The organism is Erythrobacter alti (genome assembly GCF_037996805.1).
GTDB lineage: Bacteria > Pseudomonadota > Alphaproteobacteria > Sphingomonadales > Sphingomonadaceae > Alteraurantiacibacter > Alteraurantiacibacter alti.
The window spans coordinates 209,783-227,360 of the sequence record NZ_JBBNAX010000001.1; the positions used below are offsets into that span (position 1 = coordinate 209,783).

Consider the following 17,578-nt stretch of genomic DNA (forward strand, 5'->3'; position numbering starts at 1 on the left):
CCTGCCTGTATGAGTATCTCACGCATATTAATCGCCAACCGCGGTGAAATCGCCCTGCGCATTCATCGTGCAGCGCATGAAATGGGTATCGAAACCGTAGCGGTGCACTCCACCGCCGATGCCGATGCCATGCATGTGCGGCTTGCCGACCATGCAGTGTGCATCGGCCCGCCTGCTGCGTCCGAGAGCTATCTCAACATCGCCGCGATCATTTCGGCTGCGGAAATCACCGATGCCGACGCAATTCATCCCGGCTACGGCTTCCTGTCGGAGAATGCGCAGTTCGCCGACATCGTCGAAGCGCACGACATCAAGTGGATCGGCCCCAAGCCCGAACATATCCGCACGATGGGCGACAAGGTGCAGGCGAAGAAGACTGCCGGCGCGCTCGGCCTGCCACTGGTCCCCGGATCGGATGGCGCGGTGTCGGATTTCGACGATATGCGCCGTGTCGCGGAAGAAATCGGCTTTCCTGTAATCGCCAAGGCCGCTGCAGGCGGTGGTGGCCGTGGGATGAAGGTCATTCCCAACGCCGACAAGCTGGAATCGCTCGTCCGGCAGGCCATGAACGAGGCAAAGTCCGCGTTCGGCGACGACACGATGTATCTGGAAAAATACCTCGGTAATCCACGGCACATCGAATTTCAGGTCTTTGGCGATGGCGAAGGCAACGCGATCCATCTGGGTGAGCGCGATTGCAGCCTGCAACGCCGCCATCAGAAAGTTTTCGAGGAGGCCCCCTCCCCCGTCATCAATGCCGAAGAGCGCGACCGCATGGGCGGCATCGTGGCAAAGGCGATGGCCGACATGGGCTACCGCGGCGCGGGTACGATCGAGTTCCTGTGGGAAGACGGCGAGTTCTATTTCATCGAAATGAACACCCGCCTGCAGGTCGAACATCCGGTAACCGAAGCGATCACCGGAATGGATCTCGTGCGCGAACAGATCCGCATTGCCGACGGCAAGCCGCTATCGGTCAAGCAGGAAGACCTGGAGTTCAAGGGCCACGCCATTGAATGCCGGATCAATGCCGAAGACCCGTTCACCTTCGCGCCATCGCCCGGCAAGGTAAATTACTACCACCAGGCCGGCGGTATGCATGTGCGTGTGGATAGCGGACTCTACGCTGGTTACACGATCCCGCCCTATTACGATTCGATGATCGCCAAGCTGATCGTCTATGGGCGGACCCGCGAAGGTTGCCTGATGCGCCTGCGCCGCGCGCTGGAGGAAATGGTGATCGACGGTGTGAAGACCTCGATCCCCTTGCATCAGGAATTGATCCACCAGCCCGATGTGATCAGCGGCGATTACACGATCAAATGGCTCGAAGAATGGCTGGCAGAGCGGGACGCCGAAAAGGCGCAGGACTGACCGTCGTCAGTCGAAGGTAAACCCGCCCGCCTTCGCTTCGGCAATCACCTCTTCTCCGGTCTGCTTCGGGTGATCGCCCTCACCCGCGCACCAGGCGACCTTGCCTTCGATGAAGATCTCCTTCGAGATCGGCAGATTGTCAGCACCGTCGAACAGGCCGGCCGCGAAGCTGCGATTGCCGGTCGGCAGGAAGTGAAAGAACAGCGTGCTGCCGCATTGCTTGCAAAAGCCGCGCTCAGCCCATTCGCTCGAGCGGTAGACGCCGACATGTTCCTCGCTTGCGAAAGTGAAGCCTGCACCCTCAAGCGCGCCATAATATGCGCCGCCCGTCCGGCGACACATGTGGCAGTGGCAGACCTCGACATGATCCTTGGGATTGAAGAGCGTCACGCGGACAGCGCCGCAAAGGCAATGTCCTTCAATCGAGTCGCGGCCCATGTCAGACGTCCAGCGGGACGCCGGGTTCGTGCTTGGCAGTGCGAATAGTCAGGCTGGTCTTGACGCTCGCGACATTGGGAGCTGGCGTCAGTTTACTGGTGAGAAATTCCTGGAAACTCTGCAAATCGCGGCTGACGATCTTGAGGATGAAATCGATCTCCCCGTTGAGCATGTGGCATTCGCGCACTTCGGGCAGCGTCTTGATGTGATCTTCGAAGGCCTTCAGGTCCTCTTCCGCCTGGCTGCGCAGGCTCACCATGGCAAACACGGTGATGGCAAAGCCCAGCTTCGACGCGTCAAGATCGGCATGGTAGCCGCGAATGACGCCGTCCTCCTCCAGCGCACGCACTCGGCGCAGGCACGGAGGTGCAGTCAGGCCGACCCGGCTCGCCAGATCGACATTGGTCACACGCCCTTCGGACTGCAATTCTGCCAGCAGTCTGCGATCAATCGAATCCAGCGTAGCCATCGCCAAGGCCCCCTATTGTTTCCGCAAGTGCGTTAGTCGCGCGGGAAATATCTGGCACGTAATATGCCTCCGGTTGGAACTATTATTGTGTATGGCGGCAATTGTCCCTTTTTGCAACGCACTCTCCAGCACGCATGTGCGGGTGGCCGGGTCTGTCTATGGCGCAGGTAAGGAATCCTTAACCTTCGCCTGACGGAGACCCAATGCAGTTCGATGACCGCCTCGCTACCGTACTGCGCACCCGCGCAGAAAGCGAAGCGGTATTGCGCATACAATTCAGGCAATTGCTCGATCTTCTTGGCACCGCGCGCAATGACAGCGACAGCGAATTGCGCGATCAGGCTTATGCCCGCCTTGGGGAGCTGACTGAAAAGCTGCCACAAGAGGATCAGTCGCGAATCCTGCGGGAGCCGGGTGTTCGCCTTCGCAATCCGCAGCTTGTGGCTTTTCTCGCAGAAGGCGATTCCAAGCCTTCGGCTGCAGTAATGGCCACCGCGCGGCTAACCGAAAAACAATGGCTCGACCTGATTCCGCACTTGCCGGTAACCGCACGCGGATTCCTGCGCCATCGCCGCGACCTTTCGTCCGGGGTAAGGGAAGTGCTGGCGCGGTTGGGGGTTGGCGATCTGGTCCTGCCACAACCCGGTGCCAGCGCAATCGCCGCCTCGCTTGCCGAAGCAGCCGCAAAAATGCCGCCTGCTCCCGCCACCCCATCGCCCACTGCGACCGGGCTGGATGACGGGATCGGTGCCCTGCTCAAACGGATCGAGGCCTTTCGTGAAGGTCGCCGCACGCAGACCGCCGCGCCGCGCCCGCCATATGGCGAAGATCACGGAGTCCAGCGCAGCGGTTCGATAGATTTCGCGTGCAATGCGTCAGGCATAGCGATCTGGGCGAGCGACGCCTTTGCGCCGCACATCGTCGGAATGCGACTAACCTCGCCTCATCCGGGTCCGCTGGTAAGGATGGAAAGCGACACCAGATCTGCCCTCGCCGGTCGCCAGCCGATCCAGGGGGCACATGTCACGATCGACGCTGCTGCAAAAGTGTCCGGCGAATGGCGGCTGGATGCCGCACCTCTGTTCGATCCCTTGACCGCCAGCTTTACGGGCTATCGCGGCTGTCTGCGCCGCCCGATCATTGATGAACAATCAGACGGGGACAGCGAAGCCGACCAGATGCGCCAGGTGCTGCACGAATTGCGGACTCCGGTGAACGCCATCCAGGGTTTCGCCGAAATTATCCAGCAGCAATTGTTCGGCGCCGCCCCGCACCAATACCGCGCCCACGCTGCCGCCATTTCTGTCGATTCGGCCAAGCTGCTTGCCGGCTTTGATGAAGTAGACAGGCTGGTGAAGCTGGAGGCCCAGGCGATGGAGCTGGAAGCGGGCCAGGCGGACTTGCGCTCTGCTGTTTCGGAAACCGTGCAGCGGCTTCAGGCGGTTCTGCGTCCGCGCAATGCTGGGTTCTCGCTGAATGTTAGCGGAAGCGATTTCATCACCGCGCTCGATCGGTCCGAAGTGATGGCGCTGTGCTGGCGCTTGCTGGCAACTGCGGCGGGCGCTCTCGGGCCCGGAGAAGAAGCTGACATCGTACTCACTAGCGACGGGATTGAAATCCGCCTTGAGCTGGAAGCCCCGCGCGCTCTGGCAGAGGACGGTAAGGCCGATCCGAGCGACAAAAACCGACAGGGAGCGGTCAACGCAGGCATGTTCGGGCCGTTCTTCGCATTCCGCCTTGCTCAGGCAGAAGCGCATGCAGCGGGTGGATTTTTAATTTGTAAAACAAAACGCGTGATACTGGTTCTTCCTGCCTTGACCGCCCATCGGGGTACTCCTAGCGCGAGGACGGGACGCATCGGCGGGTCTTAGCTCGCGACTAGTATTGGGAAGGACGTGGCGATGCGGAGTCTGCTCGATCTGCCACCAGTTGGTAGCGAAGCGCGCTTTCGGGACCGCATTCCGCGGTTCCTGCTGACCGTCGATACCGAGGAGGAATTCGACTGGGACAAGCCGCTGACCCGCGACACTCACGGGACCGATCACGTCGGGCGGCTAGCCAAGTTTCAGGAATTTTGCGAGCGTCAGAAGGTCGTACCGGTCTATCTGGTCGATTGGCCCATCGCCAATGCCCGGCTCGCGGCAGAAATATTGGGCGAGCCGCTGGCAAATGGTCGTGCGGAAATCGGTGTGCAATTGCATCCGTGGGTGAACCCACCGTTTGATGAGGAGGTCACGCAGGAAAATTCCTTTGCCGGCAATCTTCCGAGGGAACTTGAAGCGACAAAGTTTGGCAAATTGCGCGAAACGATTGAAAAGAATTTCGGTGTCGCCCCGCTCATTTACCGCGCCGGACGCTATGGCGCAGGGCCTTACACTGCGGAGATACTGGCTGAACACGGTCTCGCCATGGACAGCAGCGTGCGACCGAAATTCGATTATTCTGCCGCTGGCGGTCCTGATTATCGTGAGCACCCGATCCGTCCCTACTGGGTGGATGACGAACATACGCTTCTCGAATTGCCGCTCACGACCACATTCTGGGGCATGTTGCGCAAACAGGGGGCCTATATCTACCCTCGCCTGTGGCGAACCCCGGCGGTTCGCGGCGTGCTGGCGCGCCTCGGGCTGCTCGAACGCGTTCCACTTACGCCCGAGGGCGTAAGCGTGGATGAAGCGATACGCGGAATCGATATCGCGCTGGACGAAGGTGTGCCGCTGCTAAATTTCTCATTCCATAGCCCTTCGCTCCGCCCGGGTAACACGCCCTATGTCCGCAATGAGCAGGATCTCGACGACCTCTACGACTGGTGGCGACGGATATTTGCCTATCTCGAACAGCGCGGGGTCAAGCCTTCAAGCGTAAGGGATGTCATGCATTCGGTAGAACGCTGATCGACGGGGTAGTGGACTACGGGAATTCGCTCGCTAGGATGCAGTAACAATGGCCACTGACGTACCACCAACTTACCGTGTGACCTCTTTCGAGGTGGCAGAGCGTGCGGGCGTCAACCAGTCCACCGTGTCGCGTGCATTATCGGGCGATCCTTCGATCACCGACCAGACCCGCGCCCGTGTACAGGAAGCGGCGGACGCGCTAGGTTACCGCGTTGATGCCCGCGCCGCGCGATTGCGCAGCGGCAAAACCCGGACAATCGCGATTGTGGTGATCGCACGAACGGGCATGGACGTGACAGAGATCAATCCGTTTCATTACAATTTGCTCGGCAGCACGTGTGCTGCGGCCTCGAGCCTGGGGTACCAATCGCTCGTCAGCTTTCAGTCGGAGCCGGAGCATTTCGACCGCGACTTCATCGAAACACGGCAAGCCGATGGCATGGTCCTGCTCGGCACGAGCGCCAATGATGCCGCGTGGGAATACCACCATCCGATTCTCGACCGCAAAGACGTCGCAAGCTGGGGTTCGCGCTTTACCGATCACGATCGCACCGATTCGGACAATCGCCAGGGCACGCGCATTGCTGTCGAAAGGCTAATGGCAGGCGGTCATCGCAAGCTCGCCTTCATCGGTGATATCAGCGAATCGCAGAACCAGTTCCGTGAGCGGTTCGAAAGCTATTGCGAAGTTCTGAAGGAAGCCGGGCTGGATTGCGGCAAACCGGTTTTCGAGTCAGCCTCAACTCGCATGGAGCAAGGCAGGCGATCGGCCGCTGACCTGATCGAGAGCGGGCGCGATTTCGATGGCATCTTCTGCGCGAGCGATTCGCTAGCCCTTGGCGTGCTCGACATGCTGCGCGAACGCGGCATAGCCGTGCCGGATGATGTCGGGGTCATCGGCTTCGACGGGCTGGATAACGGCGCTTACAGCTATCCACCACTCACCTCGGTCGAGCCCGATTTCCGCGAGGCCGGTATGTTGCTGGCGCAAAAGGCGCTGGGCAAGCGGGACCGCGATGACAAGGCGCGTGTTCCGGTGAAACTGATAGAGCGCGACAGCGTGCGCAAGCCTGCCAAAGGCTGAGTTTATCATCGCTGATGGGCTGATGGGCGGACCGGGAACCACTCGCCGGATGGCTCCCTAAGGTCGTAAATGGTCGGGGAGACAGGATTCGAACCTGCGACCCTCTGTTCCCAAAACAGATGCGCTACCAGGCTGCGCCACTCCCCGGACCGGCACCGCCCTTAGGATTAGCGCCGATCTGGTGCAAGCAAGAAACCCGAACTTCTGTCGAAAGTCTTCACCGCACTACGCAATTATACCTGTTCTAAGGCTCCGTATCGGAGCGTGACTGGCGCGGGTGCCGGGGAAATGCCGCCTACCCTGGCCAGCATGATAGCAGAAGCCATTGCACTCGCCCTCGCCTGTTCGGTCACCGATGGTGACACCATTCGCTGCGGAGACGAACGCATTCGCATCACCGGAATCGATGCTCCCGAAACACGCGCTTGTCGGCAAGGCAGGCAATGTGTCGAGGGCGACGGGCAGGCTGCGACCCGCACGCTGGAGAACGTGGTGTCGGAACGGTCGCTCAGCATCATCCGGCTGGGCCGCGATCGTTATGGCCGCACGCTGGCCGTGGTTTACGCTGATGGATCAAATATCGCCTGCGCCCAGCTCGCCGCCGGGCAGGCCCATTATGTTGCCCGCTGGGACAACCGCCGGCTGGTGGCCGCCGATTGTCCTGATCTCGCGGTGGAACAATCCTGAAGTGAAAACGCACGAATGGCTGGTGGGCCCGGCAGGATTCGAACCCGCGACCTAGCCGTTATGAGCGGCCAGCTCTAACCACTGAGCTACAGGCCCCTGAAGCGCGATCTTGCTTCAGCATGATCCAGCCATTCGTGCGGGCGTGCCAGTAAACCGTGCTTCCGCGAGGGGCAAGCATGCTTACCGATTCGGCATCATTCCTCTGCGATCAACCCGGCGCCCGCTATGTCGCCCGGCTCGTTCGCAAGCACCGCTGCAACTGCGGTCCAAACCGCCACATTCTGCGCCAGCTCGCCCGGGTCGACCTTGTCGAGCGTGTCGTTGGGTGTGTGGTGCAGGTCAAAATAGCGGCTGCCATCTTGTTGCAAATCGATGATCGGGCCATTCTGGTCGCGCATGATATTGAGGTCGGCCCCGCCGCTCGCCCTAATCTGCGCGGCAGGCAGGACTCCGTATACTCCGACCGCATCGGCCAGACGCTGGAACAGCCCGGGGTTGGAGCGCGAGAAGGTCGTTTCCAATCGCCAGATCAGCCCGGCTCCGAAATCGCTTTCGAGCCCGACGCCCATTTCCTCGTCGGCGTGCGCCGCAGAATATGCGCGGCTGCCCCACAGGCCGGTTTCCTCCGCGCCTGCAAACAGCACGCGAATGGTGCGCAATGGCTGGCCTTGCTCGGCGACGCGCAAGGCGGCGGTGGCGGCAATCGCGCAGCCCGCGCCATCATCGAGCGCGCCGGGAGAATTGTCCCAGCTATCGAGATGACAGGCGAGCAGCACCGGCGGCAGCGAAGGATCGCTTCCAACGATTTCGCCGGTGACATTGCCGCTCATCGTTTCACCAAGAAATTGCGGGGTAAGCAGCAGGTCGAAGGACACCGGACCATCCGCTCGCTCCAGAATACGCTCAAGCTGGTCGGCGTCGGGGTTGCTGAGCGCAGCCGCCGGGATCGGCGTGACGCCTTCGGGCCAACTCGTCGCACCGGTATGGGCAATGCGATCATTGTCTGTGCCGATTGAGCGGATGATGATGCCAGCCGCACCCTTTTGCGCAGCAACCCCCGGACCCTGGCGACGCGGCGATCCGAAATATCCGTAATGCGAGCCATCCTGCGTCGTACGCATGGCATTGCCGAGATAGACGATCTTGCCCGCAAGGCTCCCGTCAGGCGCGGCATATAGCTGTGACATGCTCGTAAAATGAACGATGTCAGCGGTAATGCCGGTGGCTGGCGTCGCGCCGGAAAAGCCCAGGGCTGTCAGCACAACGTCTTGCGGGAACGGCGATGCGATGCGTCCGCGCTCCTCACCGCGCACCCATGTCTGGATCGGGAATGGCTCGTTGAGGACATTCTGGAAGCCGCGCGCTCGCAGCCATTCCATCGCCCAGTCGCGGGCGCGCGCCTCGTCCGGCGTACCTGCAAGTCGCGGTCCGACCTCGGTCGTGATGCCCTCGAGAAAGTCCCACGCAATTTCGTCATGCGCCCCCGGTGCCAAGCCGTAGCGGGCATCGTAGCGTTGGGCAGAAGCGGTTGCGGGAATGGCGAGGCTGAGCGCGGCGAGCGCGAGAATGGTCTTTTTCATGCGCGGATGGCTAATCGACTGGTGCGCCGCTGCCAAGGGGCGCGACTGCAATTTCACGCGATAAGTGGCAAGGCGGAACGAGGATCGGTCAAACCGGCATGACTCTCGCTAAGCCCCTCCTAAGACGAGACTTTCTGGACATCCCTTATGAGGGCTTCGTCCAATACGTCGCCATGCAATACCGAGATATCGCCTGTTGTCTCGAGCACCACGGCGCGTACCGAGCCGTAGTCCAGCACATTGGCTTCGCGTAATTTGGCGCGCAGATCGCTCTCCGCCACACGCGTTTTTTTAAGGCCAGCTTCCAGCACCTGCCCGTTGCGCATCAACAGCACCGGTTCGTTCTGCATGATGTCTTCAGCCAGATCGGAATCCTTGCGTAACCGTGCGGCAGCCCATTGCAGAATGAACAGGCCGGTCATCGCCAGCATCGCTTGCACGAAACCCGTCCACTCGCTCGACTGCGCAGCGCCCGCCACCAGCGAGCCGAGCGCAACCGTCATTACGAAGTCAAAACTCGTCATCTTGGATAGCGACCGCAACCCGACGATGCGGATCTGGATCACAACAAAGGACAGCGCAATCATGCCGAGAATGAGAGAGCGCAGCAGCAGGTCGAGGAGCGTGTTTTCGAGGAACATGACAAACTAACTGGCGGCGCAAGCACTCCGTTCCGCATCTCTGCTCCAAACGCCTTGCCCGCTGCGACGCCAGCCCCTATCTGGCAGTCCAAATCCACTTCCACGAAATACCCGAGACGAAGGACCCGCCCGATGGCCGCTCAATACGCTTATGTCATGAAGAACATGACCAAGACATTCCCCGGCGCAAGCAAGCCGGTGTTGTCGGACATCAATCTGCAATTCTATCGCGGCGCCAAGATCGGCATCGTCGGGCCGAACGGCGCGGGTAAATCAACGTTGATCAAGATCATGGCGGGGATCGACACCGATATCAGCGGCGAGGCATGGCCGGGCGAGAACATCACTGTTGGTTATCTCGAGCAGGAGCCGGAACTGGACGAGAGCAAGACCGTGCTCGAAAACGTCAAGGACGGCGCACGCCACATCGCCGACAAGGTCGACGAATACAATTCCATAGCCGCGCAGATGGCCGAGCCTGACGCCGATTTCGAAGCGCTGGGTGATCGCATGGCCGAACTCCAGACCGAAATCGATGCGGTCGATGGCTGGACGCTCGACAACCAGCTTGAAATCGCGATGGAGGCACTGCGCTGCCCGCCGTCCGATGCAGAAGTCACCAATCTTTCAGGTGGTGAAAAGCGCCGTGTCGCGCTTACGCGCCTGCTGATCCAGAAACCCGATATCCTGCTGCTGGACGAACCGACCAACCACCTCGATGCCGAAAGCGTGCAGTGGCTTGAAAACCACCTCAAGGAATACGCCGGCGCCGTGCTGATGATCACCCACGATCGCTACTTCCTCGACAATGTGGTGGAATGGATCCTCGAACTCGATCGCGGCTCTTACTATCCGTACGAAGGCAATTACAGCACCTATCTGGAAAAGAAGGCCAAGCGCCTCGAACAGGAAAGCCGCGAGGAATCGGGTCGCCAGAAGGCGCTCACCCGCGAGTTGGAATGGATGCGGCAGACGCCCGCGGCTCGCCAGACCAAGAGCAAGGCGCGTATCCGCAAGTTCGACCAGCTTCAGGAAGAGATGTCCAACCGCAAGCCGGGCAAGGCGCAGATCGTCATCCAGGTGCCCGAACGTCTCGGCGGCAAGGTGATCGAAGCCAAGAACATCTCCAAGGCCTATGGCGACAAACTGTTGTTCGAAGACCTGTCCTTCATGCTGCCCCCGGGCGGCATTGTCGGCGTAATCGGGCCGAACGGTGCGGGCAAGTCCACTCTGTTCAAGATCCTCACCGGCAAGGAAGAGCCTGATAGCGGCACCGTCGAAATTGGTGAGACCGTACACCTTGGCTATGTCGACCAGAGCCGCGACCACCTGAACCCGAAGAACAATGTGTGGGAAGAAATCTCCGACGGGCTCGATTACATGAAAGTCAACGGTCACGACGCCAGCACCCGCGCCTATGTCGGTGCCTTCAACTTCAAAGGACCGGACCAGCAAAAGAATGTCGGCAAGCTGTCGGGCGGTGAACGCAACCGCGTTCATATGGCCAAGATGCTGAAGGAAGGTGGCAACGTGTTGCTGCTGGACGAACCGACAAACGACCTCGACGTGGAAACGCTTTCTGCGCTGGAAGACGCCATCGAGAACTTCGCCGGCTGCGCCGTAGTGATCTCGCACGATCGCTTCTTCCTCGATCGCCTTGCTACGCATATCCTGGCGTTCGAAGGCAACAGTCATGTCGAATGGTTCGAGGGCAATTTCGAAGCCTACGAGGAAGACAAGCGCCGTCGCCTTGGTGACGCGGCGGATCGGCCTACCAAGCTGCAGTACAAGAAGCTGACGCGGTAATTTTGGGATACAGCGTCACCAGTTGCACAGCATCAGGCAATTTTTGTCCCACAGTTAACAGCTACTTAGGCAAATGACGCGATAGCGGCTCCATGAACGGAGTCGCTTCCAAGATCGATAGTCATTTTAAAGCCGCGTTGTTCACGCTGGCTTATCTCCTGGCTGCCTGCACGGCCCTGCTGCTGACCAATGGCGAGTCCGGCGTGGCCGCCATCTGGCCTGCCAGTGGCATTGGACTGGCGGGCGCGCTGCTGCTCGACCGCATGGCTCGCAGGACGCTGTACGGTGGCATATTCGCGGCGAGCATCGTCGCGAATATCCTGATCGACTTGAGCCTGTGGTCGGCCATTTTGTTCAGTATTGCAAATGTGGCTGAGGCGATCGTTGGTCGTTTTCTGATCCAGCGCTTCCGCCTGCTCAGCAAGGACTTCACCTCGCTTCGGACTATCCTGATAACAGGCGCGGGCGCTGTGTTCGTGGCGGTTTTCAGTGCGCTTGTTGCATCAAGCCTGACGCTGCAGGTCAGCGTCGCATTTGTCGCTTCTTGGGCTTCCACAGTGTTCTTCGGATTGATCACGATTACACCTGCAATGATGTTTATCGCGATTGACGTGCGACAGCATAGCCGCTCGGCTCTGTCGCTCGTCATCACGGCATTGCTGATCGCATCCACGGGCATTTTTGCCTTCTGGCAAACTGCGGTTCCGCTCCTCTGGCTCACTATCGCGGCGGCGGGCTTTGCCACCTATCGCCTCGGCCTTACCGGCGCGGCATTGAGCCTGCTCGTGCTGACATTGACCGGGGCAATCTATTCTTCGGCGGGTATCGGCATTGCGGTGCTGAGCGATTCGGCATTGAGCAGCACGCTGTTCCTGCAGGTCTACCTGACCGGTGTCTTGCTGGCGCTTTTGCCGCTCGCGACACTGCTCAACAAGTACCAGACGAGTGTCCGGGAACTGTCGATTGCCAAGCGCGAGGCTGAGAATCGGGCTGAAGATGCGAGGCGCATGGCCGAAACCGATTTCCTCACTGGCGTGGCCAGCCGTGGCAAGGTCATCGAATGCCTGGACAAGGAAATCGAACACGCTTCTGCAACAGGCGACAACCTTTCGGTGATGATGATTGACGCCGATCACTTCAAGACCATCAATGACCGTTTCGGACACGCCAAGGGCGACCTCGCGCTGATCGAGATCGCCAGCAAGTGCAAGGCATTCGCGCTGGCCCACGGACATTTCGGCCGCGTCGGCGGTGAGGAATTCCTTCTTGTGCTTCCAGGACACGTTCTGGAGTCGGCCATCGAAATAGCTGATGATCTGCGAGCAGAATTGCAGGAGCTTCCATGGGAAGAGAACGGACTGGCTCCGGTCACTGTGAGCATCGGAATCGCGCAATATCGCATTCGTCAGAATTCATCGGGATTGCTGCGCGACGCCGACAGGAATCTCTACGTGGCCAAGCGTGCCGGCAGGGACCGGATTTTTGCCGGAAAGCTGGAAGCCAGCGATATTCACGAGCTTAAACGCTTCGCTTAGGGCGCCCGCCTTACCGGTCCCGCTTCCTGTTTTGGTCCTGCGACCTGCAAGCCCGATGCGGAAAACCGGATAAATCTGCCCTTTCGCGCATTACGATGGCATGGCTTTCACATCCTCGTTACGCAATCACCTCTGGTCCACCGGCACATTCTTCGCAGTTTGTGCGATCGGATACGGGGCGCGGCGAGGCATCGGAACAATCTATTCGACGGCCGAAGCAACGCAACTAATCGAAGCGCTCAGCCGCGCAGGGCTGTATCTCGGCTCCGCGATTGTAACGGCCTCGGCGACGACCCTTGCTCTCATGCTTACCCTGATCGGGATGATCCGGCGCATGGAAAAGGATTTCGACACGGAAACCTATCGCGACGTCGACCTGATTGCCCGGCTGGCAACCGCGTCACTGCTAATCAGCCTGATGGTCCTGCTGGCATTCACCCTGCCAGTTGGCGAGTTCGAGGAACTGCCGCAAGATTGGTTCATCCATCTCTATAACGGGATGTTCGCCGCTTGCGTTATCATGGTGGGGCTGGTCGCAGCGACAGTTTCGGTACTCTATCGCACGGTGCGGCGGGTGATCGTCGGCATCACTCCCGGTGACGAGATCTAGCGCCAATCCGGCCCGCTCAGCCTGCTTCAGATCGCATTCAAACATGTTCAGCTAAAACCACATCAACATGAACAGGAGCCTAAACGGCCGGTTCAGTTACGGGTCAGGACGAATCGTTACAACTAACGACGTCGAATACACATTTGAGACAATTTTTGCTTAATCAGGGCCGCAGCACTCGGGCGGCATTGGTCAACATAGGGAGATGTTGCAATGCAACTCGCAGAACTATTGAAATCTAGCGGCCTGGCCGCTCTGGCGGTCGCGATGGCGGTACCCGCTATCCCCGCTGTGGCCTCTGCCGCCAGCATGGAAAGTGCCGCTGAGGAACAACAGCAGCGCGATCGCCAAGCTCGCCAGGATCGTCGTGGCAATCGGGAAGCACGCCAGCAAAGGCGCGGCAACCGGGAGGCGCGGCAGAACCGGAACAATCGCAATGAACGCTCCACGCAGCGTCGGGAAAACCGGAATGAACGCGCTTCCCAGCGTGGTGACAACCGCAACGAACGCGCTACACAGCGTCGCGGAAATCGCAACGAGCGCGCACAGCAGCGTGGTGCCAATCGCAATGACCGTGCACAGCAGAGCCGTGCGCAGCAACAGCGCGTCACTCGCGACCGCGTGAACAGCGACCGTCGTGCTGCCGCTCGCCGCGTTGATCGAGAACGGCCTGTGCGTGTGCGCAATGCCCGTAACGCGGATTACGGTGCCAATAACGTTCGCCGGGCAACCGAGCGGGCTGTAGAGGCACGGCAGGACCGTCGCCGGGCGGAGCGTAACCGTGATGCCCGCCGTGATCGGGATCGGGATACGCGTCGGGACCGCCGGGATACGCGTCGGGATCACCGGGATACGCGCAACGACCGCTACCGTGACGCACGCCGCGACCGTCACCGCGACGAGCGCCGCTACGACCGCCGTGAGTCGCACCGTGAACATGACGCACGTCATGAGCGTGACCGTCAGCACCGCAATTATCGGGAACGTCGCTCTTCCTATCGCGATGGTTATCGCCAAGGCCGCCAGCAGGCGCGCCGCGACTATCGCCGGTGGGATCGTCACAACTGGCGCAACGACCGTCGCTACAACTGGAATCACCACAGGTACAACAACCGCAACGTATTCCGCCTGGGCCGCTATTATTCGCCCTATCGGAACTACAGCTACCGCCGCCTGAGCATCGGTTTCTACCTAGATAGCCTGTTCTTCGGCGACCGGTACTGGATCAACGATCCGTGGCAGTATCGCCTCCCCGAGGTCTACGGTCCATATCGCTGGGTCCGCTATTACGACGACGTATTGCTGGTGGACATCTACACCGGTGAAGTAGTCGACGTGATCTACGACTTCTTCTGGTAAGCGAGCTTTCGCTCATTGCCGGAGCGAGTGGCCGGCAGTGGCCCCCCGCCCTCCTCGGAGGGCGGGGGGTTTCGCGCGTCTAGCGCCGGGGCTTTCCCACGGGCAGCATTTTCCAGAGGTTGCCATCCTTGTCGATGAACATGTGTTTGAGAACGCCGAGGATATGTAGCCCCACGAGAATCAGCATGATCTTCCCGCCGTTCTGGTGCAGGTCGAAAATCGCCTTTCCGGTATCGGGGTTCTCACTCACTGACAGAGCCGGCAAGGTAAACAGCCCGAAGACATTCACGCCCTGCCCGAAATAGGAAGACGCAAGCCAGCCGCCGAGCGGCAGGCCGATCAACATGACATAGAATATGATATGAACGGAGCGGGCAAGGATGCGCTCCCACGGGGCATAGGTGCGGGAAAGGGCAGGTGGCCGATGCGTCAGTCGCCACCCCAGCCGCATCAGGGTGAGTACGAGGATCGTAATGCCCAAGGCCTTGTGATTGGCCATCACGGCTGAAGCCGCTTCGCGCGATGCTTCATTCTCGGCCGCTTCGGCTATTCTCCAGTTCACGATCACGGCGATCGCAATCACCCAATGCAATGCCATCGCCACACCGGAATACCGTTTTGCGTCGGTCATTCGAATTCCTCCTTGCGCGATCTTCCGCAAACCTGCCCTTGCAACCTGCGCGAAGCAATGGAAAAGCTGGCGTTACGATGACGAGCAAGACCGCCAAGAAATTTCCACCCAATGCCGACCAGTCGGGCCTCATGCGCGTAGGCCGCAAGGTAAGAGAGCGACTTTCGGCCAATCCCGCAGCCTACCGGGTGCCGAGTGAAGAGGTGGAGTTGTTCGCCGTGGGCGACTTCATGACTTCGGCCGAATGCACCCGGATGATGGAACTGATCGACGCGACAGCAAAGCCCAGCCGTGTCTTCGATCTCGACTATTCGGAAGGCTATCGCACGTCATACTCTGGCGATGTCGATCCGCACGATCCCTTCGTGAAAAAGATCAGCCGCCGGATCGACGACCTGCTCGATATCGATTCCAGTTTCGGTGAGACCATCCAGGGCCAGCGTTATATGCCGGGCCAGGAATTCCAGCCGCATCACGACTGGTTCCACCCCGATACGACCTATTGGGAACTGGAGATGAAACGCGGCGGCCAGCGCAGCTATACCACCATGGTGTTCCTCAACGAGGTCGAAGCTGGCGGGACGACCGATTTCACCGAGCTGGGCCTATCGATCGAGCCCAAGCCGGGCGTACTCCTGGCGTGGAACAATGCCGATCCAGAAGGGCTGACCAATCCCAAGACGATGCACGCGGGCCGCCCGGTTCAGCAGGGCAGCAAATACATCATCACCAAGTGGTATCGCACCAAGAAGTGGTTTTGAGCTTCCTAACGCTCGAGCGCTTCGGCGATTAGTTTTCGCGAGTTTTCCACGCCATACAGGGCGATAAAACTGCCCATGCGCGGCCCCTGTGCGGAGCCGAGAAGGGTCTCGTAAAGCGCGCGGAACCAATCGCGCAGGCTCTCGAAACCATGCGCTTCGTCCTTGCCGATTTCGTAGACAATGGTCTGAAGGTCCTCTGCCGCCATGTCCGGATCGACCTTCGCAAGCTTCGCATCGAGCGCGCGCAGGGCACCCGCCTCGTTCGGCTCGGGAGCGCGCTTCTGCAAGGTCGGCGCGACAAAATCGCGGTTGTAGGCCAAAGCCTTTTCGACCAGCACATCCAGATCGGGATGCGCTTCAGGCCGTGCGTCGTCGACATAGTTGGCAAGATATGACCACACCTGCTCGCGGTCCGCCCCGGCACCAAGCACGCCCACCAGATTGAGCAGCAGGCCATAAGTCACTGGCAAGGTATCACCCGCCCCGACCGGAGGCTGCGCTCCGCTTTCGTCCTTCACGCGCAGCAGGTTCCACGCCGGATTGCCGAGCTGCTTTTCAATCGGCTGGTCCGGGATATTGCCGCGGAACTGCCAATATTCGTCCACCGCCCGCGGAATCACGCCGACATGCAGCTGCTTCGCGCTCTTGGGATTGGCGTAGATGTAATGGCCGAGGCTTTCCTCGCTGCCATACGTCAGCCACTCCTCGATGGTCAGGCCATTGCCCTTGGACTTTGAAATCTTCTCACCATTCGCATCGAGGAACAGTTCGTAGATCAGCCCTTCCGGCTTGCGTCCGCCAAGTACCTTGGCGATGCGGCCCGACTGGACGCCGGTATCGGTAAGGTCCTTGCCGTACATCTCATAGTCGACACCCAACGCGACCCAGCGCATGGCAAAGTCGACCTTCCACTGCAGCTTGGCCATTCCTCCCAACGCGATTTGCTCGACAAGGCTTCCGTCTTCATCGGTAAAACGCACAAGCCCAGCATCGGGATCGATCACCTCGACCGGCACTTGCAGTACTGCGCCGGTGGTCGGGCTGATCGGCATGATCGGTGAATAGGTCGCCGCACGTTCGGCGCGCAGCGTGGGCAGCATGATGTCGAGTATCGCCTGGTTGTGGCGTAACACGTTTTTCAGCGCATCGTCGAACGCGCCCGAATTGTAGCGGTCACTCGCGGCGACGAACTCATAGTCGAAATCGAACCGGTCGAGGAATTCGCGCAGCATCGCATTGTTGTGATGTGCAAAGCTTTCAAACTTCTCGAATGGATCGGGGATGCGACTGAGCGGCTTGCCCAGATGCTCGGTCAGCATCGCCTTGTTGGGCACATTATCCGGCACCTTGCGCAAACCGTCCATGTCGTCAGAGAAGGCCACGAGCCGCGTGGCAGCAGGTTTTCCGTCCGCGTCCGCGGCGACAATTTCGTAGGCCTTGCGCACCAGCGTTGTCCGCAGGACCTCCTGGAAAGTGCCGATATGCGGCAATCCGCTTGGACCGTAACCCGTTTCGAACAGCACTGGCGACCCGTCGGGCTTCCCGTCGCGATAGCGTTTGGCAAGCCTTTGTGCCTCCTGGAAAGGCCAGGCCTTTGAACTACGGGCGGCTTCGATTAGGTCTGTGCTGAACATGCGGTGGCTTATGCCCAAGCCTGCCGACTTCGCAAGTGCGAAAGAATTTGGAACCTAGCGCACCGACGCGTG

Annotated in this window: 16 protein-coding genes and 2 tRNA genes; 10 read left to right on the forward strand and 8 right to left on the reverse strand. The window is 59.9% G+C overall.

What is annotated here, in order from left to right; all coding sequences use genetic code 11:
- The first annotated feature begins 9 nt into the window (after positions 1-9).
- The gene (gene accC, locus AAC850_RS00945) at positions 10-1,374 is read left to right on the forward strand and encodes an acetyl-CoA carboxylase biotin carboxylase subunit (protein ID WP_340586510.1); all 1,365 of its coding nucleotides are present in this window, start codon (positions 10-12) and stop codon (positions 1,372-1,374) included.
- Between the two features lie 6 nt (positions 1,375-1,380).
- Here the strand turns inward: accC and AAC850_RS00950 are convergent, their stop codons facing one another.
- Both AAC850_RS00950 and AAC850_RS00955 read right to left on the reverse strand, forming a co-directional pair.
- On the reverse strand, positions 1,381-1,812 hold the full coding sequence (locus tag AAC850_RS00950) for a GFA family protein (protein WP_340586512.1): 432 nt from the start codon (positions 1,810-1,812) through the stop codon (positions 1,381-1,383).
- Between the two features lies 1 nt (position 1,813).
- Complete coding sequence (locus tag AAC850_RS00955) at positions 1,814-2,281, reverse strand: Lrp/AsnC family transcriptional regulator (RefSeq protein ID WP_340586514.1); 468 nt, start codon at positions 2,279-2,281, stop codon at positions 1,814-1,816.
- Positions 2,282-2,484: 203 nt separating this feature from the next.
- Here AAC850_RS00955 and AAC850_RS00960 point away from each other — a divergent pair, with 203 nt between their 5' ends.
- Genes AAC850_RS00960 through AAC850_RS00970 form a run of 3 tightly spaced genes read left to right on the forward strand, consistent with a single transcriptional unit; the run spans position 2,485 to position 6,262 of the window.
- Complete coding sequence (locus tag AAC850_RS00960; protein ID WP_340586517.1) at positions 2,485-4,152, forward strand: histidine kinase dimerization/phospho-acceptor domain-containing protein; 1,668 nt, start codon at positions 2,485-2,487, stop codon at positions 4,150-4,152.
- A gap of 30 nt (positions 4,153-4,182) precedes the next feature.
- Positions 4,183-5,175 carry a polysaccharide deacetylase family protein gene (locus AAC850_RS00965; protein ID WP_340586520.1) on the forward strand — a complete coding sequence of 331 codons (993 nt, stop codon included), beginning with the start codon at positions 4,183-4,185 and terminating at the stop codon, positions 5,173-5,175.
- Between the two features lie 49 nt (positions 5,176-5,224).
- Positions 5,225-6,262, forward strand: coding sequence for a LacI family DNA-binding transcriptional regulator (locus AAC850_RS00970; RefSeq protein ID WP_340586523.1), 1,038 nt, complete (start codon positions 5,225-5,227; stop codon positions 6,260-6,262).
- Positions 6,263-6,332: 70 nt separating this feature from the next.
- Here AAC850_RS00970 and AAC850_RS00975 read toward each other — a convergent pair.
- Positions 6,333-6,409 (reverse strand) — tRNA-Pro (locus AAC850_RS00975).
- A gap of 141 nt (positions 6,410-6,550) precedes the next feature.
- Here AAC850_RS00975 and AAC850_RS00980 point away from each other — a divergent pair.
- Positions 6,551-6,949, forward strand: coding sequence for a thermonuclease family protein (locus AAC850_RS00980; RefSeq protein ID WP_340586526.1), 399 nt, complete (start codon positions 6,551-6,553; stop codon positions 6,947-6,949).
- Positions 6,950-6,969: 20 nt separating this feature from the next.
- Here the strand turns inward: AAC850_RS00980 and AAC850_RS00985 are convergent.
- From AAC850_RS00985 to AAC850_RS00995, 3 genes are all read right to left on the reverse strand, one after another.
- Positions 6,970-7,045 (reverse strand) — tRNA-Ile (locus AAC850_RS00985).
- A gap of 98 nt (positions 7,046-7,143) precedes the next feature.
- Positions 7,144-8,529, reverse strand: coding sequence for a M20/M25/M40 family metallo-hydrolase (locus AAC850_RS00990; protein ID WP_340586528.1), 1,386 nt, complete (start codon positions 8,527-8,529; stop codon positions 7,144-7,146).
- Positions 8,530-8,648: 119 nt separating this feature from the next.
- Positions 8,649-9,170, reverse strand: coding sequence for a DUF421 domain-containing protein (locus AAC850_RS00995; RefSeq protein WP_340586531.1), 522 nt, complete (start codon positions 9,168-9,170; stop codon positions 8,649-8,651).
- 132 nt (positions 9,171-9,302) lie between these two features.
- Here AAC850_RS00995 and ettA point away from each other — a divergent pair, with 132 nt between their 5' ends.
- The 4 genes from ettA to AAC850_RS01015 all read left to right on the forward strand — a co-directional run bounded on the left by ettA (position 9,303) and on the right by AAC850_RS01015 (position 14,480).
- Entirely contained in the window at positions 9,303-10,976 is a 1,674-nt protein-coding gene (gene ettA / locus AAC850_RS01000; protein WP_340586534.1) for an energy-dependent translational throttle protein EttA, read from the forward strand.
- A gap of 92 nt (positions 10,977-11,068) precedes the next feature.
- Positions 11,069-12,511 (forward strand): GGDEF domain-containing protein, encoded by a 1,443-nt coding sequence (locus AAC850_RS01005; RefSeq protein WP_340586539.1) that lies wholly within the window; start codon positions 11,069-11,071, stop codon positions 12,509-12,511.
- A 100-nt stretch (positions 12,512-12,611) separates the two neighbouring features.
- Positions 12,612-13,121, forward strand: a complete 510-nt coding sequence (locus AAC850_RS01010; protein ID WP_340586543.1) for a hypothetical protein — start codon at positions 12,612-12,614, stop codon at positions 13,119-13,121.
- A 213-nt stretch (positions 13,122-13,334) separates the two neighbouring features.
- Positions 13,335-14,480 (forward strand): RcnB family protein, encoded by a 1,146-nt coding sequence (locus AAC850_RS01015; RefSeq protein ID WP_340586545.1) that lies wholly within the window; start codon positions 13,335-13,337, stop codon positions 14,478-14,480.
- A gap of 79 nt (positions 14,481-14,559) precedes the next feature.
- Here the strand turns inward: AAC850_RS01015 and AAC850_RS01020 are convergent, their stop codons facing one another.
- Entirely contained in the window at positions 14,560-15,111 is a 552-nt protein-coding gene (locus AAC850_RS01020; RefSeq protein WP_340586547.1) for a cytochrome b, read from the reverse strand.
- Positions 15,112-15,188: 77 nt separating this feature from the next.
- Here AAC850_RS01020 and AAC850_RS01025 point away from each other — a divergent pair, with 77 nt between their 5' ends.
- On the forward strand, positions 15,189-15,872 hold the full coding sequence (locus tag AAC850_RS01025) for a prolyl hydroxylase family protein (protein ID WP_340586549.1): 684 nt from the start codon (positions 15,189-15,191) through the stop codon (positions 15,870-15,872).
- 5 nt (positions 15,873-15,877) lie between these two features.
- Here AAC850_RS01025 and AAC850_RS01030 read toward each other — a convergent pair whose 3' ends face one another.
- Positions 15,878-17,506, reverse strand: coding sequence for a lysine--tRNA ligase (locus tag AAC850_RS01030; protein WP_340586552.1), 1,629 nt, complete (start codon positions 17,504-17,506; stop codon positions 15,878-15,880).
- Positions 17,507-17,578 lie beyond the last annotated feature (72 nt).

What these genes read in the sequence shown, in the direction of transcription:
- accC (WP_340586510.1), top strand. Translation starts at nt 10, where the DNA reads ATGAGTATCTCACGCATATTAATCGCCAACCGCGGTGAAATCGCCCTG.
- AAC850_RS00950 (WP_340586512.1), bottom strand. Translation starts at nt 1,812, where the DNA reads ATGGGCCGCGACTCGATTGAAGGACATTGCCTTTGCGGCGCTGTCCGC.
- AAC850_RS00955 (WP_340586514.1), bottom strand. Translation starts at nt 2,281, where the DNA reads ATGGCTACGCTGGATTCGATTGATCGCAGACTGCTGGCAGAATTGCAG.
- AAC850_RS00960 (WP_340586517.1), top strand. Translation starts at nt 2,485, where the DNA reads ATGCAGTTCGATGACCGCCTCGCTACCGTACTGCGCACCCGCGCAGAA.
- AAC850_RS00965 (WP_340586520.1), top strand. Translation starts at nt 4,183, where the DNA reads ATGCGGAGTCTGCTCGATCTGCCACCAGTTGGTAGCGAAGCGCGCTTT.
- AAC850_RS00970 (WP_340586523.1), top strand. Translation starts at nt 5,225, where the DNA reads ATGGCCACTGACGTACCACCAACTTACCGTGTGACCTCTTTCGAGGTG.
- AAC850_RS00980 (WP_340586526.1), top strand. Translation starts at nt 6,551, where the DNA reads ATGCCGCCTACCCTGGCCAGCATGATAGCAGAAGCCATTGCACTCGCC.
- AAC850_RS00990 (WP_340586528.1), bottom strand. Translation starts at nt 8,529, where the DNA reads ATGAAAAAGACCATTCTCGCGCTCGCCGCGCTCAGCCTCGCCATTCCC.
- AAC850_RS00995 (WP_340586531.1), bottom strand. Translation starts at nt 9,170, where the DNA reads ATGTTCCTCGAAAACACGCTCCTCGACCTGCTGCTGCGCTCTCTCATT.
- ettA (WP_340586534.1), top strand. Translation starts at nt 9,303, where the DNA reads ATGGCCGCTCAATACGCTTATGTCATGAAGAACATGACCAAGACATTC.
- AAC850_RS01005 (WP_340586539.1), top strand. Translation starts at nt 11,069, where the DNA reads ATGAACGGAGTCGCTTCCAAGATCGATAGTCATTTTAAAGCCGCGTTG.
- AAC850_RS01010 (WP_340586543.1), top strand. Translation starts at nt 12,612, where the DNA reads ATGGCTTTCACATCCTCGTTACGCAATCACCTCTGGTCCACCGGCACA.
- AAC850_RS01015 (WP_340586545.1), top strand. Translation starts at nt 13,335, where the DNA reads ATGCAACTCGCAGAACTATTGAAATCTAGCGGCCTGGCCGCTCTGGCG.
- AAC850_RS01020 (WP_340586547.1), bottom strand. Translation starts at nt 15,111, where the DNA reads ATGACCGACGCAAAACGGTATTCCGGTGTGGCGATGGCATTGCATTGG.
- AAC850_RS01025 (WP_340586549.1), top strand. Translation starts at nt 15,189, where the DNA reads ATGACGAGCAAGACCGCCAAGAAATTTCCACCCAATGCCGACCAGTCG.
- AAC850_RS01030 (WP_340586552.1), bottom strand. Translation starts at nt 17,506, where the DNA reads ATGTTCAGCACAGACCTAATCGAAGCCGCCCGTAGTTCAAAGGCCTGG.